Source organism: Streptomyces sp. NPDC002734, from assembly GCF_040295685.1.
Lineage (GTDB): Bacteria > Actinomycetota > Actinomycetes > Streptomycetales > Streptomycetaceae > Streptomyces.
This window is the reverse complement of record NZ_JBEOVU010000001.1, coordinates 1-18,975: the sequence shown is the minus strand read 5'-3', so window position 1 is coordinate 18,975 and position 18,975 is coordinate 1. Positions and strand designations below refer to the sequence as shown.

General features: G+C 72.7%; 17 protein-coding genes. 9 read left to right on the top strand and 8 right to left on the bottom strand.

The features are described from left to right. Positions 1-21 precede the first annotated feature (21 nt). Genes ABT026_RS00085 through ABT026_RS00075 form a run of 3 tightly spaced genes read right to left on the bottom strand, consistent with a single transcriptional unit; the run spans position 22 to position 1,875 of the window. Positions 22-930 carry a TetR family transcriptional regulator gene (locus tag ABT026_RS00085; RefSeq protein ID WP_502967866.1) on the bottom strand — a complete coding sequence of 303 codons (909 nt, stop codon included), beginning with the start codon at positions 928-930 and terminating at the stop codon, positions 22-24. Between the two features lie 22 nt (positions 931-952). Continuing rightward, complete coding sequence (locus tag ABT026_RS00080; protein ID WP_351110469.1) at positions 953-1,465, bottom strand: thiol-disulfide oxidoreductase DCC family protein; 513 nt, start codon at positions 1,463-1,465, stop codon at positions 953-955. Next, the gene (locus tag ABT026_RS00075; protein ID WP_351110467.1) at positions 1,462-1,875 is read right to left on the bottom strand and encodes a hypothetical protein; all 414 of its coding nucleotides are present in this window, start codon (positions 1,873-1,875) and stop codon (positions 1,462-1,464) included. Before ABT026_RS00075 ends, ABT026_RS00080 begins: the two co-directional genes overlap by 4 nt. A gap of 112 nt (positions 1,876-1,987) precedes the next feature. Between ABT026_RS00075 and ABT026_RS00070 the strand changes: the two genes are divergently transcribed. Beyond that, on the top strand, positions 1,988-2,452 hold the full coding sequence (locus ABT026_RS00070; RefSeq protein WP_351110465.1) for an NUDIX domain-containing protein: 465 nt from the start codon (positions 1,988-1,990) through the stop codon (positions 2,450-2,452). A gap of 31 nt (positions 2,453-2,483) precedes the next feature. On the opposite strand, the gene ABT026_RS00065 is transcribed toward ABT026_RS00070, so the two are convergent. The 4 genes from ABT026_RS00065 to ABT026_RS00050 all read right to left on the bottom strand — a co-directional run bounded on the left by ABT026_RS00065 (position 2,484) and on the right by ABT026_RS00050 (position 7,145). Then, complete coding sequence (locus ABT026_RS00065) at positions 2,484-3,620, bottom strand: hypothetical protein (RefSeq protein WP_351110463.1); 1,137 nt, start codon at positions 3,618-3,620, stop codon at positions 2,484-2,486. Continuing rightward, on the bottom strand, positions 3,620-4,357 hold the full coding sequence (locus tag ABT026_RS00060; protein WP_351110461.1) for an RNA polymerase sigma factor: 738 nt from the start codon (positions 4,355-4,357) through the stop codon (positions 3,620-3,622). Before ABT026_RS00060 ends, ABT026_RS00065 begins: the two co-directional genes overlap by 1 nt. Before the next feature lie 256 nt (positions 4,358-4,613). Continuing rightward, on the bottom strand, positions 4,614-5,402 hold the full coding sequence (locus ABT026_RS00055) for a DUF4328 domain-containing protein (protein WP_351110459.1): 789 nt from the start codon (positions 5,400-5,402) through the stop codon (positions 4,614-4,616). 168 nt (positions 5,403-5,570) lie between these two features. Further along, positions 5,571-7,145 carry a beta-N-acetylhexosaminidase gene (locus ABT026_RS00050; RefSeq protein ID WP_351110457.1) on the bottom strand — a complete coding sequence of 525 codons (1,575 nt, stop codon included), beginning with the start codon at positions 7,143-7,145 and terminating at the stop codon, positions 5,571-5,573. A gap of 299 nt (positions 7,146-7,444) precedes the next feature. Here ABT026_RS00050 and ABT026_RS00045 point away from each other — a divergent pair, with 299 nt between their 5' ends. The 5 genes from ABT026_RS00045 (at position 7,445) to ABT026_RS00025 (ending at position 11,697) form a co-directional block, all read left to right on the top strand. Continuing rightward, the gene (locus ABT026_RS00045; protein ID WP_502967876.1) at positions 7,445-8,125 is read left to right on the top strand and encodes a 2-oxo-4-hydroxy-4-carboxy-5-ureidoimidazoline decarboxylase; all 681 of its coding nucleotides are present in this window, start codon (positions 7,445-7,447) and stop codon (positions 8,123-8,125) included. 137 nt (positions 8,126-8,262) lie between these two features. Beyond that, a complete protein-coding gene (sdhC, locus tag ABT026_RS00040) occupies positions 8,263-8,643 on the top strand; it encodes a succinate dehydrogenase, cytochrome b556 subunit (RefSeq protein ID WP_108954701.1) in 381 nt (126 codons plus the stop codon). Positions 8,644-8,651: 8 nt separating this feature from the next. Continuing rightward, the gene (gene sdhD / locus ABT026_RS00035; RefSeq protein WP_351110454.1) at positions 8,652-9,149 is read left to right on the top strand and encodes a succinate dehydrogenase, hydrophobic membrane anchor protein; all 498 of its coding nucleotides are present in this window, start codon (positions 8,652-8,654) and stop codon (positions 9,147-9,149) included. 20 nt (positions 9,150-9,169) lie between these two features. Beyond that, positions 9,170-10,924 (top strand): succinate dehydrogenase flavoprotein subunit, encoded by a 1,755-nt coding sequence (sdhA, locus tag ABT026_RS00030; RefSeq protein ID WP_351110452.1) that lies wholly within the window; start codon positions 9,170-9,172, stop codon positions 10,922-10,924. Beyond that, entirely contained in the window at positions 10,924-11,697 is a 774-nt protein-coding gene (locus tag ABT026_RS00025) for a succinate dehydrogenase iron-sulfur subunit (protein WP_351110450.1), read from the top strand. The genes sdhA and ABT026_RS00025 overlap by 1 nt, the downstream gene beginning before the upstream one ends. A 278-nt stretch (positions 11,698-11,975) precedes the next feature. Here ABT026_RS00025 and ABT026_RS00020 read toward each other — a convergent pair whose 3' ends face one another. After that, positions 11,976-12,851 carry a L,D-transpeptidase family protein gene (locus ABT026_RS00020; RefSeq protein ID WP_351110448.1) on the bottom strand — a complete coding sequence of 292 codons (876 nt, stop codon included), beginning with the start codon at positions 12,849-12,851 and terminating at the stop codon, positions 11,976-11,978. Positions 12,852-13,124: 273 nt separating this feature from the next. On the opposite strand from ABT026_RS00020, the gene ABT026_RS00015 reads away from it, so the two are divergent. The 3 genes from ABT026_RS00015 to ABT026_RS00005 all read left to right on the top strand — a co-directional run bounded on the left by ABT026_RS00015 (position 13,125) and on the right by ABT026_RS00005 (position 18,874). Further along, positions 13,125-14,705, top strand: coding sequence for an acyl-CoA mutase large subunit family protein (locus tag ABT026_RS00015; protein WP_351110446.1), 1,581 nt, complete (start codon positions 13,125-13,127; stop codon positions 14,703-14,705). A gap of 315 nt (positions 14,706-15,020) precedes the next feature. Then, positions 15,021-16,505: a glycosyltransferase family 29 protein gene (locus ABT026_RS00010; protein ID WP_351110444.1), complete on the top strand. Its 1,485-nt coding sequence runs from the start codon at positions 15,021-15,023 to the stop codon at positions 16,503-16,505. After that, positions 16,502-18,874, top strand: coding sequence for a glycosyltransferase (locus ABT026_RS00005; RefSeq protein WP_351110442.1), 2,373 nt, complete (start codon positions 16,502-16,504; stop codon positions 18,872-18,874). Before ABT026_RS00010 ends, ABT026_RS00005 begins: the two co-directional genes overlap by 4 nt. Positions 18,875-18,975 lie beyond the last annotated feature (101 nt).

Here is an 18,975-nt window from a genome sequence, read left to right as displayed (position 1 = left end):
GTACCGGCCCGTGCCCCTCGGTCAGGATCCGGAGTCCGTCTCCTGCTCCGCCGAGGCGGCCCGCTTCGTGGCGCGGCGCTTCCCGGTGGCCGCCGGCCCGGACCTCGGTGCGGCCGCGGCCTTCCCCCCGTCCCCGGCCTTCCCCCCGGCCCCGGTCTCCCCGTCGGTCCCGGTCTCCCCGTCGGTCCCGGTCTCCCCGTCGGCCCCGGTCCTGCCCTCGGCCCGTTCCGGGGTCTCGTCGCCCATCCCCGGGAGGAAGTCCGTGAACAGTTCGTGGACCTCGCGGACCAGCGGCCGCAGCACCCGGAAGCGGGCCAGCGTGACGCCCAGCGTGGTGAGCCGGGCGCCCCGCTCGGCCAGCCGGTAGCTGCGTTCGCGGCCCGGGGTGCGGTCGAAGACCCAGTAGACGACCAGCCCCATCAGGGAGAGCCACATCAGCTCCGGCAGCGTGTCCTTCAGCTCGGCCGGGACCTTCGCCTTCGACCCCGCCAGCACCTCGCGGAATATCCCGATGGACTCCTCGCGCGGCGCCTTGGAGTCGGCGGAGAAGGGGCTCAGCGGCGAGTCCGGGTCGGCGGCGTTCTTGAAGAACTGCGCCGCGAACTCGTGGTACGGCTCCGCCACGTCCAGCCAGGCCTTGAGCACCCCCGCCAGACGGGCCTGAAGGTCCGTCTCCCGGTCCAGGACCGCCCGGGCGGCCACCTTGTGCTCCGCGCCGATCCGGTCGTAGAAGCCCTGGATCAGGTGTTCCTTGCCGGAGAAGTAGTAGTAGGCGTTGCCCACCGACACCCCGGCCTCCTGGGCGACGGCCCGCATCGTGGTGCGGTCGTAGCCCTTTTCCTGGAAGAGGCGCATGGCCGTCTCCAGGATGAGCGTGCGGGTCTGCTCGCTCTTGGGCTTCGGGGTCCTGGGTTCCTTCGGTTCGGGCACGCCTTGAGCCTAACCAGTGCCGTCAGCCGGTGGGACATGCCCCGTCGGGGCACCCCGGGGCGTCGAGGGTCCACCCGGCGTCGGGGTGGTACACCCAGCCGTCCTCCCGCCGGTACACCCCGCCGCCCCAGCGGCCCGGCGCGCCGGCGGGGGAACGGGGCCACAGATGCCCCCGCCACCTGGCCGCCGTGAGCACCGCGGCCCGGGCCACCCGCTCGCCCGTCGGCGTGCTGAGCCGGTGGGCGAGCGGACGGTGCTCGCGCAGCGCCCACAGGCAGACGATCCAGGCGGCCGGACCCCGGTAGACCTGGCCGGCGTCGCCGACCACCGTGATCTCGTCCAGGGTGGCCCCGTGGTCCAGGCCGGGGAAGCGGCGCCGGGCCTCCTCGGAGGCCGCGGGCACCAGCTCCAGCCGGACCAGCTGCGGCTGCCGCCGCAGCCAGCCGCTCAGGTGCCGGCACAGCGGGCACTCGGCGTCGTAGAGCACCGTCAGACCGGTGACCGGCACCCGGCTCGCCGCGGTCACCGCTCTCACGCCCCGGTCGGCGCGGCGGGAGCCGCCCACGCCTGCGGGTCCACCGGCGGCACCTGCTCCCGCTCCATCCGCCCGCGGCGGCGGATCCGGCTGAGCACCCACACGTTGCCCAGGTGCAGCACGCCGAGGACCAGCAGCACCACGCCGAGCTTGGTGGAGAGCGCCTCGAAGATCCCCCGGGCGTCCGCGACGGCCTCGTCGCGGTTGAGGTACAGGGCGACGAAGCCGAAGTTGACCAGGTAGAAGCCGACCACCAGCAGGTGGTTGACCGCCCCGGCCAGCTTCTCGTCGCCCTTCATCACGTCGGCGAGGAAGATCCGCCCGTTGCTGCTGAGGGTGCGCGCCACCCAGACCGTGAGCCCGATGCTGACGACCAGGTAGACGACGTACGTGATCACCGTGAGGTCCATGCCCCCACCTTCCTTGAACGCGTTCAAAAAACGCTGACGAGATGAAGGTAGACCTCTTTTTGAACATGTTCAAGTTCGTTGCGCGGTCCGGGGCGCGCCTACGCTGGGGTGTGTGACGACTCCTCATCGGTTCATCGCCGCCGTCTGGAAACGGCTCCGCGGCTCCTGGCAGTGGCGGATCCTCCACCTCGCCAACGCCACCTTCATGGTGGGCGTGACGGGGGTGGTCCGGGACGACGCCGGGCGCGTGCTGGTGCTCCGTCACCGGCTGTGGAACCCGGCGCTGCCGTGGGGCCTGCCGACGGGATTCGCCAAGCGGGGCGAGGAGTTCGGGCAGACGGTGGTCCGCGAGGTCAAGGAGGAGACCGGCCTCGACGTCCGGCCCGGCCGGCTGCTCCGGCTGCGCAGCGGCTTCCGGCTACGGCTGGAGGTGGCCTACGAGGCGGAGCTGGTCGGCGGGGAGCTGGCCGTCGACGACTTCGAGATCCTCGAGGCGAGGTGGTGCGATCCGGGGGACCTCCCGGAGGGCCTGCAGCCGTCCCACCACGAACTCCTCACGGACCTTCCGCAGGCGTGACGCCCTGAGGCGCCCGCGCGGCGCCCGGGTCTCAGCGGCGGCGGCCGGCGGTCGCGGGCTCCGCGGCGCGCTCGCGCCGGGAGCCCCGCTCGGCGGCGGAGCCGGCGGGGGAGCCGGCCGTCGGACGGGAGGCACGGTCGTCGGCGGAGGCGCCGCGGGCGCGGGCGACGTCGCCCCTGCCGGCGCCGCGGCCGCGCTCGCCGGCGGCCGCACCGCCCACCGTGCGCCGCCCGTTCTCCGCCGAGTCGTCCCGACCCCTCTGACGGCCCTTGTCCCGGTCGTCCCCGTCGTCGCGCTTCAGGGTGCCGTCGGCCGGCGCCTCGCCGCCGTCGCCGACCAGACCGGCGCAGTACGCGGACACCCCGGCGCTCCCCGCCGCGGCGTCCAGCTTGCGGCGCTGTTCCGCCGTCAGGGACCGTCCCGCCAGGTGGTCGCGGCACGCGTCGCGCAGCGACTCGCGGGACCCGCGGCCCCGGTCCCCGGACTGCCCGCCGGACGCGCCGCCGGAGCCCTTGTCGTCCTTGCCGCCGTGCGCGTCACCGGACCCGGGCGCGTCCGACGCGTCACCATGCCCGGCCGCGCCGGACGTCCCGCGGCCCTCCCCGCCGGCCGACGTGCCGCCGCCGGGTGAGGGCAGGACGCCGGAGCCGTCGGTGACACCCGACAGGGCGCCCCCGGGCAGCGGGGCCGCCGGCGACTCCGAGCCCAGCGGCACCGGCGTGGACGTCCCGGAGGGCGCCGGGATCCCGGTGGCCACCGACCCGGCCGGGGCCCGGTCCCCGGAGACGAAGCCGTGCAACCCGCCGCCGATCGCCGCGCCGCCGCCGACCACGCCGGTCACCAGCACCGCCGCCAGCACGAACCGGCGCCGGGCCGCGCCGCGACCGCGCCGCGCGCGCGGCGGGAGTGCCGCGCCCGGGGTGTCGGGCCTGTGCGCCCCGGCCGCGCCGCGCGCGGTCCGGGCCGCCCGGAAGGCGGCCAGCGCGGCGTCCTCGCCGGCCGCGAAGTCCGCGGCACGTTCCGCGGGGTCCACCGGAGCCGCCGAAAGGCTGTCCAGCATCCGCGCGAGGTCCCGGGCCGCCCCGGGGTCGTCCGCGCCCAGGCGCTCACCGCGCAGCAGACGCTCCGCCGTCTCGCGGTCCAGCCACCTGTCGTGCTCCTCGGGCATCACATGTCCTTCTGCGTCCGCGTCGGCGCGTACGTCACTCCGGCGGACGTCACCAGTTTCTGGCGCGGCCACCGGGACGACGGCGGCACCAGCCCGAGTATGCCGAGCCGCTCCGCCACCGCCTCCACCGAGGAGGCCGTCAGCGGTTCGGGGCCCGGTCCGCGGCCGGCGCCGCGCCCGGCCCCGGGTGCGGGTTCGGCGAGGAGCTCGGCCAGTTTCCGCAGTCCGCGGTGCGCCGCCTGCCGGACGGCGCCGGGCCGCTTGCCGAGCGTCGCGGCGGCCGACTTGGCGTCCAGCCCCATCACCACGCGCAGCACCACCGCCTCGGCCTGGTCGGCCGGCAGACGGGAGATCAGCGCGAACGCGCGGTCGGTGGCCAGGGCGTCGATCGCCTCCGCCGCGGTGTCCGCGGTGGCCGGCCGGTCGGCGAGTTCGGTCTCGTCGCCCGCGGTCGCCGGACGGCGGCCGCGCATGCGGATGTGGTCCAGCGCCCGGTTACGGGCGATGCGCGCCGCCCAGCCGCGGAAGCGGTCGGCGTCGCCGGTGAAGCGGTCGAGGTCTCGGGCGATCTGCAGCCAGGCCTCCGAGGTCACGTCCTCGGCGTCCGGGTCGCCCACCAATGTCCGTACATATCCGAGCAGCCGAGGGTGCACCGTGCGGTACACAGTCCGGAACGCGGTCTCGTCCCCGTCCTGTGCCGCGTGCACCGCGGCGGTCAGCTCCGCGTCGTCCCCCACGCCACGCGTGCCTTTCTCGCGCCCAGACCGGCACCGCGCCCGCGGTCCGGTTCGTCTCCGTCGCCCCTGGAACGGTACGGGGCCGGAACGCCCACGTCCATGTGTGCGAGGAGGCCACGGCACTTTTTGTGTGCGTGGTGTGACAAATCTGCGGGCGGCGGCGCTGACACGAGTGCGGGCCGGTGACGGCCCGCACTGCGACGGTCGGGGCCTCTCCTGTGGGGGGTGGCGGCCCCGGCCGTCGCCCGTCACCGCGTCAGCTCCCGTGCGGCGGCACGGGCGACGCGGGCGGAACCGGCACCCCGGCGGCGGGCACGGTGGCCGCCAGATCCATGGCCTTGTCGTGCTGCGTCGCCGAGAGCCGCAGCACGAACATCGCCGCCACCACCGCGGCCACGGCGTCGAACCCGTCCGAGGCCATCATCCAGAGCAGGCCGTCGCTCGCCGCGTCGACCGGGGCGGCGTCCCCCTCGAAAGCGCTGTCGTAGGCGCGCGAGGCGATCCGGCCCAGCGCCCAGCTCCCCAGCCACAACGTCCACCACAGGTTGAGCAGGACCTCGGAGGACGGAACTCCTGGCCGCTCCGAGGCCCGCCAGATGTCGCCGGCGATCTGCCGGGGGAACCACAGGTTCGCCACCGGGACGAACCAGCCTCCGATCGCCCAGCCCGGCGACTTCTCGAGCCCGCCGGGGGAGAACCCCTCGGCGTTCCCCCGGACCCGGCGGAACCAGATCAGGAACACGGCGCCGGCGGCGACGAAGGCGAGGGCCTGTGCCAAGCCCGCCGCCGCGATCAGCAGGCTCGTGTCGTTCGTGGTGTAGACGTCGATCACGGTCGCCCCGGCGGCCGCGCGCTCGTCCACCAGGGCGTACATGCGGTGGTCCGTCCACACCGCGAACAGGTCGGTCAGCGCCACCAGTGCGAGCAGTGCGGCGGCCCAGCGGCCGAGGGTCAGCGGCGGGCGCAGCCAGGCGCCCGGCGCGGCGGGCGCCACGACGGGCGGCCACGACCCGACGCAGCGCGCGCAGTGCGGCCCGTCGGACAAGGCCTCGGACCTCTGGCATTTGAGGCAGCGCACAACGGACTCCCGGAAAGCGACGACGCACGACGACGGTGCGGGTGGACACAGCGGTGCGGGCGGGTGGCGTCGCCGCCACCCGCCCGCACCGGAGGGGGAACATACGTCCGACGGCGCCGCGCCGTCCAGGGGAATTCAGTCGAGGCTGCCCGCCAGCTGCTGGAACTCCGCCCAGCTGAGAGAGGGTTCACGCCGGTCCCACAGCTTCTGCGAGGTCGCCCGCAGCGGCATCCGCAACCCTGCCGCGACCTGCTCCTGGGTCTGCGCGTTCGGCCGGTCGCCCCAGACGGCGAACGAGCCGCCGAGGATCTGGGCGTCGTACCGCTCGGGCACCGCGGTCGAGCCGCGCACGACCAGCGGGGTCCACTCCTCGTAGATCCGCTGCCCGGTGGGGTACACGAAGGTCTGCGGCTCGCCGAGCACGTAGTAGAGGTACTCGTCGTTGTAGTTGATGAGCTTGCGCCCGTTCTTCAGGAACTCGACGGGCTCCCGCGCGCCGATCTCCTTGCCGGTCCAGTACGCCACCTGGATGTCCTGCGAGGGCTCCACCGCGCCCCCGTCGAAGAACCCGTCGTTCCAGGCGCGCGGGGTGCGGTTCAGCTTCTTCACGGTGGCGGCCCGGTCGTTGAGCCATCCGGTGGTCAGGTCCTCGACCGTGCCGTCGGGGCCGTACTTCTCGCGGGCCGCGGCGGCCAGGCCCGGGTAGGTGGCCTCCGGATCACTCGCGAGGAGCGCCACGTACTCGTCGGACCCCAGGTGCCACTCGGTGCCGGGGAAGACCTCGGCGTACTCCTGGATCAGCTCGTCCACGATCTTCCCGGCGGCCGGCTTGGCGATGTCGATCGCACCCGCGGCCGGCCGGCCGTTCGCCTTGTACAGCTGGAGGTCCGGGTGGGCGTCGAGCACCGCGCCGAGGTGCCCGGGCGAGTCGATCTCCGGGACGATCCGCACGTGCAGGCTGCGGGCCAGGGCGACGATCCGGCTCACCTCGGCCTTGGTGAGGTGCGGGTCCGTCACCACCTCGGAGTGGTTGTCCGACTCGACGCGGAATCCTTGGTCGTCGGAGAAGTGCAGCCCCAGCTCGTTGTACTTGAGGTCGGCGATCTCCCGGACGCGGGCCTCGATCCAGTCGGCCGAGTAGAACTTCCGCGCGATGTCGAGCATCAGGCCCCGCTTGGGCTCGGCCGGCTCGTCGCGGATCACGCCCTCGGGTACGCCGCCGCTCCCGGCCACCGCCTGCTTGAGCGTGCGCGTGCCGTAGAAGACGCCGGCCTCGGTCGGCCCGCTGATCACCGCGCGGCCGCCGTCGACGGTCAGCCGGTACGACTCCGGGTTCGCGCCCTGGTCGCCGCCGGCCTCCAGGCGCAGGTCCCCGGGCTTGCGGTCGCGGGCGCTCTTCTCCCCGGAGTAGGTCATCCCGAGCTCACGGGCGACCAGCCGGCCCTCGTCGGCGAGGCCGGCGTCGTTGACCACCACCCGGGCGGTCTTCGCCGGCCGCCAGCCGGGCCCGTCCGCCGCGGTGTACTCCGTGACGGCGGGGATGGTCCGCGGCGGCCCGGACACCGGTGTCGGGGAGGCGGGCGCCGCCCGGGTGCCGGCGGGCGTGCGGCTGCCGGGCGACCCGTCGTGGCCGGCCGGCCAGAGGTTGTAGGCCAGGACGGCCGAGCCGGCGACGACCACGGCCGCCGCGCCCCAGCGGGCCTGCCTCATCCGTCTCACCCGGTCGGCCGAGCGGCGGTGACTGCCGTGCTGCGGACTGTTCGCGGAATGACGACTGTGCTGGCTCACCGTGCCAACGTAAGAGCGATTCGTCCGGATCGCCCGCCGACGCGCGGCGTCCACCCGTGGGACGTTCGTCTCCCCTGCGGGTGAAAGACGCGTATTCGGCTACCGCCTCCGTGGTCGCACCGCTACCGTGTGTCCACAACTCCCACATCGTCCGCGCATCGTTCCCGCCGACCACATCCGGCGCCCCGACCCGGCGCCCCGGAACCCGCCGAGGACTCCCGCTGCCTTCGCCACGCATCCCGGAACAGGGCCGTGCCGCGCCCGACGGCCTGGAGCGGTTCAACCGGGCACCCGCGACGACCGCCCGGCACCTTCTGGCCCGCTGCCTGCGCAACCGCCGCTGGGCCGGCCGGATGGCCTCCCACCGGCCGTACCCGGATCTCGCGTCCCTGCTCGCCGCCTCCGACGAGGCGGCCTACGACCTCTCGCCCGACGATCTGCTGGAAGCCGTCCGCGAGGAGTGCCGGATGCTCCGGACGGACGAACTCGCCCGGACCTTCCTCGCGGCGGACGACCCGCTCGCGGCGGCGGCCATGCCCGCCACGCCGGGCGGCGGCGGCCTGTGGTCCGAACAGCAGCTGAGGGTGGTGCGCTCGATGCCGCGCGCCGCCCGCACGGCGGTGCGCGCCGCCTGGGTGGCCTACGAGCAGCGGTTCGGGCACGGCTTCGTGCTCTCGCTGGACGGCGTGGACCCGGAGGACGCCCTGAACCACCTGCTCACCACCGTCCGTAGCAGGCTGGCCCTGGCCCCGGAGGACGAGCGGGTGGTCGCCGCCGAGGAACTGCGGCAACTGGCACGCGAACGACTCACCCGACTGATTCGTTCCGATCGCCCGGATGATTTCGATCCGACTTGTGCCGAATTCCCCCCGTTCGCACCCCCGCTGGGACTACCGGTTTGATCACATCGGCAGGGCTGCGCTAAAGGTTCCGACAGCACGTCGCTACGATGGCCGGGGCCGGTGGACCGTACCCGGCCGGGCCCGTCCGACAGACAAAGCCGGCGAGGCCCCAATCCCCGCTCCCGGAGGGTTCTTCCGTGCCGGCTGGAACGCTTTACCGCGGACGGGAAGGAATGTGGTCGTGGGTGGCTCACCGAGTCACCGGCGTGCTGATCTTCTTCTTCCTGTTCGTCCATGTGCTCGACACCTCTCTCGTGCGTGTCTCCCCGGAGGCCTACGACGAGGTCGTGGCCACCTACAAGACGCCGCTCGTCGCGCTGCTGGAGTACGGCCTCGTCGCCGCGATCCTCTTCCACGCGCTGAACGGCCTGCGCGTCATCGCCGTCGACTTCTGGTCGAAGGGCACCCGCTACCAGAAGCAGATGCTCTGGGCCGTCGTCGGCGTCTGGGTCGTGCTGATGATCGGCGCGCTGTACCCCGTCCTCGGTCACGCCGCTCGTGAACTCTTCGGGAGCTGACGCGAAGCATGTCGAACAACACCGTCAACACTGACACCGCTTCGGGCATCGGCCCGGTCGAGGAGGCGGGCGCCTCCCTGTACTCCGCCGACAACCCGGCCCCCGTGATCGAGCCCCCGCGCAAGCGCACCAAGAAGACCGGCAGGGCCACCCGGGGCAACTTCGAGCTGTACGCCTGGCTCTTCATGCGCCTGTCCGGCGTCGTCCTCGTCGTCCTGGTCATCGGCCACCTGCTGGTGCAGCTGGTCCTGGACGGCGGCGTGCAGAAGGTCGGCTTCGCCTTCGTGGCGGGTCGCTGGGCATCGCCGTTCTGGCAGGTCTGGGACCTGCTGATGCTGTGGCTCGCCATGCTCCACGGCACCATCGGCCTGCGCACGATCATCAACGACTACGCGGAGCGCGCGAACACCCGTATGTGGCTCAAGGGCCTCCTCTACACCGCCACGGTGTTCACCATCCTGCTGGGCACGCTGGTGATCTTCACCTTCGACCCGAACATCCGCTAGATCCGGGGCTGCAGACTTCCATGAAGATCCACAAGTACGACACCGTCATCGTCGGCGCCGGCGGCGCCGGCATGCGCGCCGCCATCGAGGCGACGAAGCGCAGCCGCACCGCCGTGCTGACGAAGCTCTACCCCACCCGCTCCCACACGGGCGCCGCGCAGGGCGGCATGGCCGCCGCGCTGGCGAACGTGGAGGAGGACAACTGGGAGTGGCACACCTTCGACACGGTCAAGGGCGGTGACTACCTGGTCGACCAGGACGCCGCGGAGATCCTGGCGAAGGAGGCCATCGACTCGGTCCTCGACCTCGAGAAGATGGGTCTGCCGTTCAACCGGACCCCCGAGGGCCGCATCGACCAGCGCCGCTTCGGCGGTCACTCCCGCAACCACGGCGAGGCCCCGGTCCGCCGGTCCTGCTACGCCGCGGACCGCACCGGCCACATGATCCTCCAGACGCTGTACCAGAACTGCGTCAAGGAGGGCGTGGAGTTCTTCAACGAGTTCTACGTCCTGGACCAGCTGCTCACCGAGGTCGACGGCAAGCAGGTCTCGGCCGGCGTCGTCGCCTACGAGCTGGCCACCGGCGAGATCCACGTCTTCCACGCCAAGTCGGTCATCTACGCCTCCGGCGGCACCGGCAAGTTCTTCCGCGTGACCTCCAACGCGCACACCCTCACCGGTGACGGCCAGGCCGCCGTCTACCGCCGGGGCATCCCGCTGGAGGACATGGAGTTCTTCCAGTTCCACCCGACCGGCATCTGGCGCATGGGCATCCTCCTCACCGAGGGCGCCCGCGGCGAGGGCGGCATCCTCCGCAACAAGCACGGCGAGCGCTTCATGGAGAAGTACGCGCCGGTGATGAAGGACCTCGCCTCGCGGGACGTAGTCTCGCGCTCCATCTACACGGAGATCCGCGAGGGCCGCGGCTGCGGTCCCGAGGGCGACCACGTCTACCTCGACCTCACCCACCTGCCGCCGGAGCAGCTGGACGCCAAGCTGCCGGACATCACCGAGTTCGCGCGCACCTACCTCGGCATCGAGCCCTACACGGACCCGATCCCGATCCAGCCCACCGCGCACTACGCCATGGGCGGCATCCCCACCAACGTGATGGGCGAGGTCCTCGCCGACAACACCACGGTGGTCCCCGGCCTGTACGCGGCCGGCGAGGTCGCCTGCGTCTCGGTGCACGGCGCCAACCGCCTGGGCACCAACTCGCTGCTGGACATCAACGTCTTCGGCAAGCGGTCCGGCATCGCCGCCGCGGAGTACGCGCACAGCGCCGACTACGCGCCGCTTCCGGAGAACCCGGCCGAGTTCGTGATCTCCGAGGTCGAGCGCCTGCGCAACGCCACGGGCAGCGAGCGGGTGGCCGACATCCGCCGCGAGCTCCAGGACACCATGGACGCCAACGTCATGGTGTTCCGCACCGAGCAGACGATCAAGGCCGCCGTGGACAAGATCGGCGAGCTGCGCGAGCGCTTCAGGAACGTCTCGATCCAGGACAAGGGCAAGCGGTTCAACACCGACCTGCTGGAGGCCGTCGAGCTGGGCAACCTGCTGGAGCTGGCCGAGGTCATGGCCGTCTCCGCGCTCGCCCGCAAGGAGTCCCGCGGCGGTCACTACCGCGAGGACTACCCGAACCGCGACGACGTCAACTTCATGCGCCACACGATGGCGTACCGCGAGGTGGCCGAGGACGGCTCGACGAGCATCCGTCTCGACTACAAGCCGGTCGTTACGACCCGCTACCAGCCGATGGAGCGTAAGTACTGATGGCAACCCCGACCCTGGAGAAGACCGACGGCGGCGCCGAGCCCGGTTTCGCCGACTCCCCGTACATCACGGTCACCTTCCGCGTCCGCCGCTTCAACCCCGAGGTGTCCGCCGAGGCCCAGTGGCAGGACTTCACGCTGGAGATGGACCCGAAGGAGCGCGTGCTCGACGGTCTCCACAAGATCAAGTGGGACCTGGACGGCACGCTCACCTTCCGCCGTTCCTGCGCGCACGGCATCTGCGGCTCCGACGCGATGCGGATCAACGGCAAGAACCGCCTCGCGTGCAAGACGCTGATCAAGGACATCAGCCCCGAGAAGCCGATCACCATCGAGGCCATAAAGGGCCTGACGGTGCTCAAGGACCTCGTGGTCGACATGGAGCCGTTCTTCCAGGCCTACCGTGACGTGATGCCCTTCCTCATCACGAAGGACACCAACGAGCCGACGCGCGAGCGTCTGCAGTCCGCCGAGGACCGCGAGCGGTTCGACGACACCACCAAGTGCATCCTGTGCGCCGCGTGCACGTCGTCCTGCCCGGTGTTCTGGAACGACGGCCAGTACTTCGGTCCGGCCGCCATCGTGAACGCCCACCGCTTCATCTTCGACAGCCGTGACGAGGCGGGCGAGCAGCGCCTGGAGATCCTCAACGACCGTGACGGCGTGTGGCGCTGCCGCACCACCTTCAACTGCACGGACGCCTGCCCGCGTGGCATCGAGATCACCAAGGCGATCCAGGAGGTCAAGCGCGCGCTGATCACGCGTCGCATCTGACCCCGGCTGCCGCCCGGCAGAGCCGACGACGAGGGCCCCGCACGCACCGTGCGGGGCCCTCGTCGTCGTGGCGTGCGGGGCGGGGGTGACATTTTTCGACCGGGCGGCGCTGAGTGAGGTGGGCCGACTGGTCATCGGCCGTCGCGGGAGCCAGGAGTTTCCCCCCGTACATCTGGCTCTCGCACCCCGCGCGGGCGGGGCACGTTCCCCCTGCCCCGCCCGCGCACCCCTCTCTCCGCACGCCCGTCCCCGCACCGCCCGGTGACCGGTGTCCGTGACTAACGGTGGACGACCACCTTGTCGCCCTCGCGGACCGCCGCGAACAGCTGCGCGATCAGCCTCTCGTCCCGCACGTTGACGCAGCCGTGCGAGGCGCCCGCGTAACCGCGGGCGGCGAAGTCGGGCGAGTAGTGGACCGCCTGGCCGCCGCTGAAGAACATCGCGTACGGCATCGGCGAGTCGTACAGCGTCGAGACGTGGTGCCGGGACTTCCAGTAGACGGTGAACTCGCCCTCCCGGGTGGGGGTGGCGACGGAGCCGAAGCGGACCGCCATGTGGGAGACCGTCTTCCCGTCCACCATCCAGCGCAGGGTGCGGGTCGTCTTGTCGACGCACAGCACCCGGCCCTTCAGGCAGCGCGCGTCCGGCAGGCCGGGCTCCTGGCCGCCCATCAGGAACAGGTCCCACTGCCCCGGTTCGACGGTCATGTCCAGCAGGCGCTGCCAGCTGACGGAGTCCATCCGGCCGGTGCGGGGCAGGCCGCGCTTGTCCTGGAAGCCCTCCACCGCCTTCTCGGTGGCCTTGTCGTACACGCCTGTCGGCCCCTGGAACAGCCAGGCGATCTGCCGCAGCCGGGCCTGGAGCTCCCGGACGTCGCGCCCCTCGTCGCCCGGCTTCCACAGCACCTTCGCCGGGGCGGGGGAGGGCGAGGCGGTCTCCCCCGAGGACGCGGAGGGCGAGGGCGAACGGGACGGCGCCGGGGATCGGGTGGCGGGCGCCGCGGACGCGGCGTCGGCGGGCGCCGGGGCGGCGGAGGCGCGGGGTGCCGCGTTCCCGTCGTCGCCGGTGGCCCCGGTCCACGCCGGTTCGCTGCCCGGCTCCACGGAGCAGCCCGCCACGGCGACCGCCATCGCGGCCACCGCCGCGGCCGCCATCGGCCACCGGGCCTTCCCTCGTCCCGTCGTTCCTGTTGTGCGTGTCATCGCGCCGACCCCCGTCGTGTGTGCGCCGTGCTGTCCCGTTGTCGTCATGCTCCCCGCCGCGGCGGCCGGCCGAACCAGGGCTCACCCAGGCGTGTTGTGAGCAAGGTCCCAGCGTGTGCCCCTCCACCGACCGCGCGCCCGCCGCTACAGTCCGTGGCAGGAGCCGCATTTACCGGCGAGTAACCCCAGTGGTCAACCCCCAGCAAGAACGCGGAGGCACATTCCATGGCGCGCGAGTCGGAGTCCGGACTGCCCATCGAGCCGGTCTACGGGCCGGGCGCCCTGGAGGGCTGGGATCCCGCCGCCAAACTGGGCGAGCCCGGATCGTATCCCTTCACCCGCGGCGTGTACCCCTCGATGTACACGGGCCGCCCGTGGACCATGCGGCAGTACGCGGGCTTCGGCACCGCCGTCGAGTCCAACCAGCGCTACAAGCAGCTGATCGCCAACGGCACCATGGGGCTGTCGGTCGCCTTCGACCTGCCCACCCAGATGGGCCACGACTCGGACGCCCCGATCGCCTCCGGCGAGGTCGGCAAGGTCGGCGTGGCGATCGACTCCATCGACGACATGCGCATCCTCTTCGGCGGCATCCCGCTGGACAAGGTGTCCACGTCGATGACGATCAACGCCCCCGCCTCGCTGCTGCTCCTGCTCTACCAACTCGTCGCCGAGGAGCAGGGTGTGAGCGCGGACAAGCTCACCGGCACCATCCAGAACGACGTGCTCAAGGAGTACATCGCCCGCGGGACGTACATCTTCCCGCCCAAGCCCTCGCTGCGGCTGATCGCGGACATCTTCAAGTACTGCAAGGCCGAGATCCCGAAGTGGAACACCATTTCGATCTCCGGCTACCACATGGCCGAGGCCGGCGCCTCGCCCGCGCAGGAGATCGCCTTCACCCTGGCCGACGGCATCGAGTACGTCCGCACCGCGGTCGCCGCCGGCATGGACGTCGACGACTTCGCGCCCCGCCTGTCGTTCTTCTTCGTCTCCCGCACGACGATCCTCGAGGAGGTCGCCAAGTTCCGCGCGGCCCGCCGCATCTGGGCCCGGATCATGCGGGACGAGTTCGGCGCGAAGAACCCGAAGTCGATGATGCTGCGCTTCCACACGCAGACCGCCGGCGTCCAGCTCACCGCCCAGCAGCCCGAGGTCAACCTGGTGCGCGTCGCCGTGCAGGGCCTGGCGGCGGTGCTCGGCGGCACGCAGTCGCTGCACACCAACTCCTTCGACGAGGCCATCGCGCTGCCCACCGACAAGTCGGCCCGCCTGGCGCTGCGCACCCAGCAGGTGCTGGCCTACGAGACCGACGTGACGGCGACCGTCGACCCGTTCGCGGGTTCCTACGTCGTCGAGCGGATGACCGACGAGCTGGAGGAGCTGGCCGTCGGGCTGATGGAGAAGGTCGAGGAGATGGGCGGCGCGGTCTCCGCCATCGAGCGCGGCTTCCAGAAGTCCGAGATCGAGCGCAGCGCCTACCGGATCTCGCAGGAGACCGACGCGGGCGAGCGGGTCGTGGTGGGCGTCAACCGCTTCCAGCTCGACGAGGAGGAGCCCTACGAGCCGCTGCGGGTCGACCCGGCGATCGAGGCCCAGCAGGCGGAGCGGCTGGCCCGGCTGCGGGCCGAGCGCGACCAGGGGGCGGTGGACGCGGCCCTCGCCGCGCTGAAGAAGGCGGCGGAGGGAGAGGACAACGTCCTCTACCCGATGAAGGACGCGCTGCGGGCCCGCGCGACGGTCGGCGAGGTCTGCAACGCCCTCCGCGACGTCTGGGGCACGTACATCCCCTCCGACGCGTTCTGATCCCCCCGGGGGGCGGGCCCCACGGGCCCGCCCCCGCCGGGCAGGGCTGACGCGGCGTGGAGCGAACCGTCCCGTGCGCCCGCGCCGCCTGCGCCCGCCTGGGCCGCCCCCTGGGCGGCCCAGCCGCCCGCAGCGGGAGTACGGGCACCGCACGCCCCCGGCAGGGGGAGTTGGCCGTGCCGTCACCCGGTCGTCGGCCCCGGTTCCCACCATTCGCCCCCGCGTCCGCGCGCATTCACCCGTCCGACGTTTTCCCTTCCTAGCGTGCTCGCAGAACCCGACAGGTGACAGCGAGCGGCAGCGAGCAGGAGTGGCATGACGGCGGTCGAGGAGAGACGTCCGGGCACCAGAGGCGCGGGGCAGCTGGAGGACTGCCTCGCCGCCTGCGCGGTGCACAGCGGCAAGTTGGTCGGCAGCGTCGACCGTCGGCGCGGTGAGCTCGCCGAGGAACTGCGCAAGCTGCTCGCGCTGTGGAGCATGCGCCCGGCCGGCCAGGCCGCCCCGCAGGGCGCCTCCGGCGCGGCGGCGGTGCTGAAGCGGGTGGTGAAGGGCGGCTCCGCCGGGTCCCGGCTCACCAACGACGTGCTGGACGCGCTGATCGCCGTCGCCGGCAAGGCGCTGCGCTGCGACTACGACGACGAGCGCCGTCTCGCCGAGCTGATCGCCGACACCGTGCTGGGGCTGCGCGAGAACTCCCGGGCCGGCTGGCGGCTGCGCGCCCGCGTGATGGAGGCGAAGGGCGACGAGCCGGCCGCCGTCAGGGCGTACACCCGCTTCCTGGAGCTCACCAGCGACGACGGCACCGGCATCGCCGCCAAGGTGACCGGCCTGCGCACCGCGGCCGACCGCGAACGCGACCTGCTGGACCTGCTGGGCCGCACCCGCCCCGGCGCGCAGGCGCTCGCCGCCCGGCGTCCCGCGACCGAACTGTGGGCCGAGGGCCTGGAGCTGCGCGCCCGCGGCGCCCGGGAGGAGGCGGAGGACCTGCTGGTCGCCGCCCTGCTGGCGCACGCCCGCTCCGGCGCCCCGGTCCCCGACCGGCAGCGGCTGCTGTCCGGTTACGTCGACCTGCGCGTCGAGGACGCCCGCGCCGGCGGTGACCCGCGGGGGACCGGCGCGCTCACGGAGCTGGCCGCCCTGTGGTCCGAGCAGCACCGCACCCGGCGGCGCGGCCCGGTCGCCGACCCCGCCATGGGCGGCGTCACCTGGCTGAGCCTCGGCGAGTTCCGCAACACGATCGCGGGCCGCTCGGTGTGCCTGGTCGCCAACTCCGGCCGGGTCGGCGCCGGCGGCCTGGGCCGGGAGATCGACGACTACGACCTGGTCGTCCGGTTCAACTCCTACCGGATCGACCCGGCCCACACCGGCAGCCGGACCGACATCCACGCCACCATCCACAAGCACGGCTTCAACTGGGACAAGCCGGTGACCACCCGCCTGGTCTTCGGCGGTCTCTCCCACGAGTGGAAGTACTCGCTGCGCAACCGCCTGGTGCCCGGCGCCCAGGAGTACCTGGGCGACGAGTCGCTGCGCTGGCCGCTGCGGAACATCGGCAAGGTCGGTTCCGAGGAGTGGCCGGCCATCCCCACCACCGGCTTCAACATGCTGTGGCTGCTGGACTTCCTGGACGTCAACCCGGTGATCGACCTGATCGGCTTCGACTTCTACGAGAGCGGCGCCTACCGCGTCGACGCGGCGATGAAGCTGCCCATCACCACCGTCCACGAGTACACCAGCGAGAAGGACTGGGTCCTCGCCCGGGCCCGCCACGTGACCGACACGAGGATCAGCCTGCGATGACCGCCACCTTCCCCGACCTGACCGCCGGCGCCCGGCAGACCTCCCCGCGGGCCGGCGCCGTGCCCGACACCGCCGCGCACGCGCTCACCGGCCGCCGCCGGATCGCCTTCGCCGCCTACGTCGACGAGAACTACCTGCCCGGCTTCCTGACCCTGCTGCGCAGCCTCGCCCTGACCAACCCGGGCCTGTGCGAAGACTTCGTCGTCCTGTACGACGACCTGCGGCCCTCCTCCGTCGCCCGCATCCGCGCCCTGCACCCGCGGATCGTGCTGCGCCCGGTGGACGCGGAGCACTACGACTCCTACGCCAAGGGCGACCAGCACAACTACCTGGTCCGCAAGGCCTACTTCATCCTCGACGTCTTCCGCATCCGGGACTACGACACGGTGATCACCCTGGACACCGACATGGTGGTCCTCGGCGACCTGGGCGAGCTGCTGCGGCTGCGCGAGGGGCTCGCGGCCGTCCCGCAGTTCTTCCACGGCCGGCACAAGCTGAACTCCGGGCTCCTGGTCATCCAGCGCGAGTACCTGTCCGACGCGTTCTGCGCCCGGATCGACGAGATCGGCCGCACCGGCGCGTACGAGCTGGACAAGCACGACCAGGGCATCCTGAACGCCGTCCTGGACGGGGAGTTCACCCGCCTCGACGCGCGCTACAACTTCGTCAAGCGGCGGCTCTCCGGCGACCTGGAGGTCCCCGACGACGTCGCGATCCTCCACTTCACCGGCCGCCACAAGCCCTGGCAGGGCGGCGAGGCCGGCTACACCCGGGCGGAGGAGCGCTGGCACGAGTACGCGATGACGGACGACGAGTTCCGGGCCGCCTTCGCCGCGCTGCCCGCCGGGGCCGGCGTCCACCACGACCTGCTCGTCCACCTCGGCACCGCGCACGTGGAGCGCACCGGAGACCCGGAGACCGCCCGCCGGGTGGCGTCCGCGCACCTCGCGGCGGGGGAGTACCAGGAGGCCGTGGACGTCCTGGGCCGGGTCCGGCTCACCGTGGGCGACTCCGCGGGCCACGAGGTGCTCGGCCACGCCCTGATGAGCGTCTCCCGGTACGAGGAGGCCCGCACCCACCTGCTGCTGGCCGCCGCCGACCCCGGCCGGGCCGCCGTCGCCTGCGCCCGCCTCGCGCAGATCGCCTGGGTGCACGGCCGCGACGACGAGGCCAGGCGGCACGCGAACACCGGCCTGTCCGTCGACCCGACGCACCGGCCCAGCCGCATCTGGGCCGAGCGCACCCGCCCCGGCGCCGCGCTGCCCGGGCAGCAGCAGGGCGCCCCGGAGGACCAGCTCGCCCACGTCGCCTTCTACATGGAGCGGCAGGGCAACGCGGGCGACAAGCTGCTCCCGGAGAGCGTGCGGCAGGCCTTCGGCGCCGACACCACCTCCCGGCGCTGGCACCCCGTCCACGCCCACCGGCTCTTCGACAAGGCCGCCCTGGAGCGGGTCAACGCGCGCCGCGGCCTGGTGATCGGCGGCGGCGGCCTGTTCATCCCCGACACCATGCCCAACGGGGCCAGCGGCTGGCAGTGGAACGTCTCCGACGAGGCGCTCCGCGCGATCGACGTGCCGATCGTGGTGTACGCGGTCGGGTTCAACGCCTTCGACGGGCAGTCCTACCGGGCCCGCCGGTTCGCCGAGAGCCTGCGCCTGCTGGTGGAGCGTTCGGCCTTCTTCGGGCTGCGCAACCACGGCTCCATCGAGAAGGTCCGCGCGATGCTGCCGGAAGCGCTGCGGGACAAGGTGCGCTTCCAGCCCTGCCCCACCACCGTCGCCCGGCACATCGTCCCCGGCTGGACCGACCCGGTGCGCCGCCAGGACACCGTTCTGCTGAACGCCGCCTACGACCGCGCGGGCCTGCGCTTCGGCCACGACTACGACCACTTCCTCGCCGAGACGGCCAAGGCGGTGCGGGCGATCGGCGAGCGCGCCGAGGTCCGCTGCGTGGCGCACGCGCTGGAGGACGAGCGGATCGCCTTCGACCTGCGGCGCGAGCACGGCATCTCGCTGCCGGTGATCCCGATGTACGACTACGACAACGACCGGATACGGGAGACCTACGCGGACACCCGGCTGGTCGTCGGGATGCGCGGCCACGCGGGGATGATCCCGTTCGGCCTCGGCACACCGATCGTCAGCCTGATCTCCCACCCGAAGATGGCGTACTTCCTGCGGGACATCGGCCGGCCCGAGTGGGGCGTGTCGGTCCACGACCGAGACCTCGGCGCGGTCCTCACCGAGCGGGCGCTGGGCATCCTCGACGACCACGACGCCACCGTCGCGGACGTCCACGCCCGCCAGGCCGAGCTGTGGGAGGTCACCCGGGAGAACGCCGAGCGGATCAAGGCCCTCCTGGACCGTTGAGGTCCGGCGTACGACGGCGCGAGGGGCCGCCCCCCCGGCCCGGGGCGGCCCCCCCCCCCCGCGCCGGGGGGGCCCCCCCCGGCGGCGACGCCGCCCCCCCC

Coding starts and splice junctions, on each gene's coding strand:
- ABT026_RS00015 (WP_351110446.1), top strand. CDS start 13,125: ATGGCGCGCGAGTCGGAGTCCGGACTGCCCATCGAGCCGGTCTACGGG.
- ABT026_RS00065 (WP_351110463.1), bottom strand. CDS start 3,620: ATGCCCGAGGAGCACGACAGGTGGCTGGACCGCGAGACGGCGGAGCGT.
- ABT026_RS00010 (WP_351110444.1), top strand. CDS start 15,021: ATGACGGCGGTCGAGGAGAGACGTCCGGGCACCAGAGGCGCGGGGCAG.
- ABT026_RS00005 (WP_351110442.1), top strand. CDS start 16,502: ATGACCGCCACCTTCCCCGACCTGACCGCCGGCGCCCGGCAGACCTCC.
- sdhA (WP_351110452.1), top strand. CDS start 9,170: ATGAAGATCCACAAGTACGACACCGTCATCGTCGGCGCCGGCGGCGCC.
- ABT026_RS00050 (WP_351110457.1), bottom strand. CDS start 7,145: ATGAGGCAGGCCCGCTGGGGCGCGGCGGCCGTGGTCGTCGCCGGCTCG.
- ABT026_RS00020 (WP_351110448.1), bottom strand. CDS start 12,851: ATGGCGGCCGCGGCGGTGGCCGCGATGGCGGTCGCCGTGGCGGGCTGC.
- ABT026_RS00025 (WP_351110450.1), top strand. CDS start 10,924: ATGGCAACCCCGACCCTGGAGAAGACCGACGGCGGCGCCGAGCCCGGT.
- sdhD (WP_351110454.1), top strand. CDS start 8,652: ATGTCGAACAACACCGTCAACACTGACACCGCTTCGGGCATCGGCCCG.
- ABT026_RS00075 (WP_351110467.1), bottom strand. CDS start 1,875: ATGGACCTCACGGTGATCACGTACGTCGTCTACCTGGTCGTCAGCATC.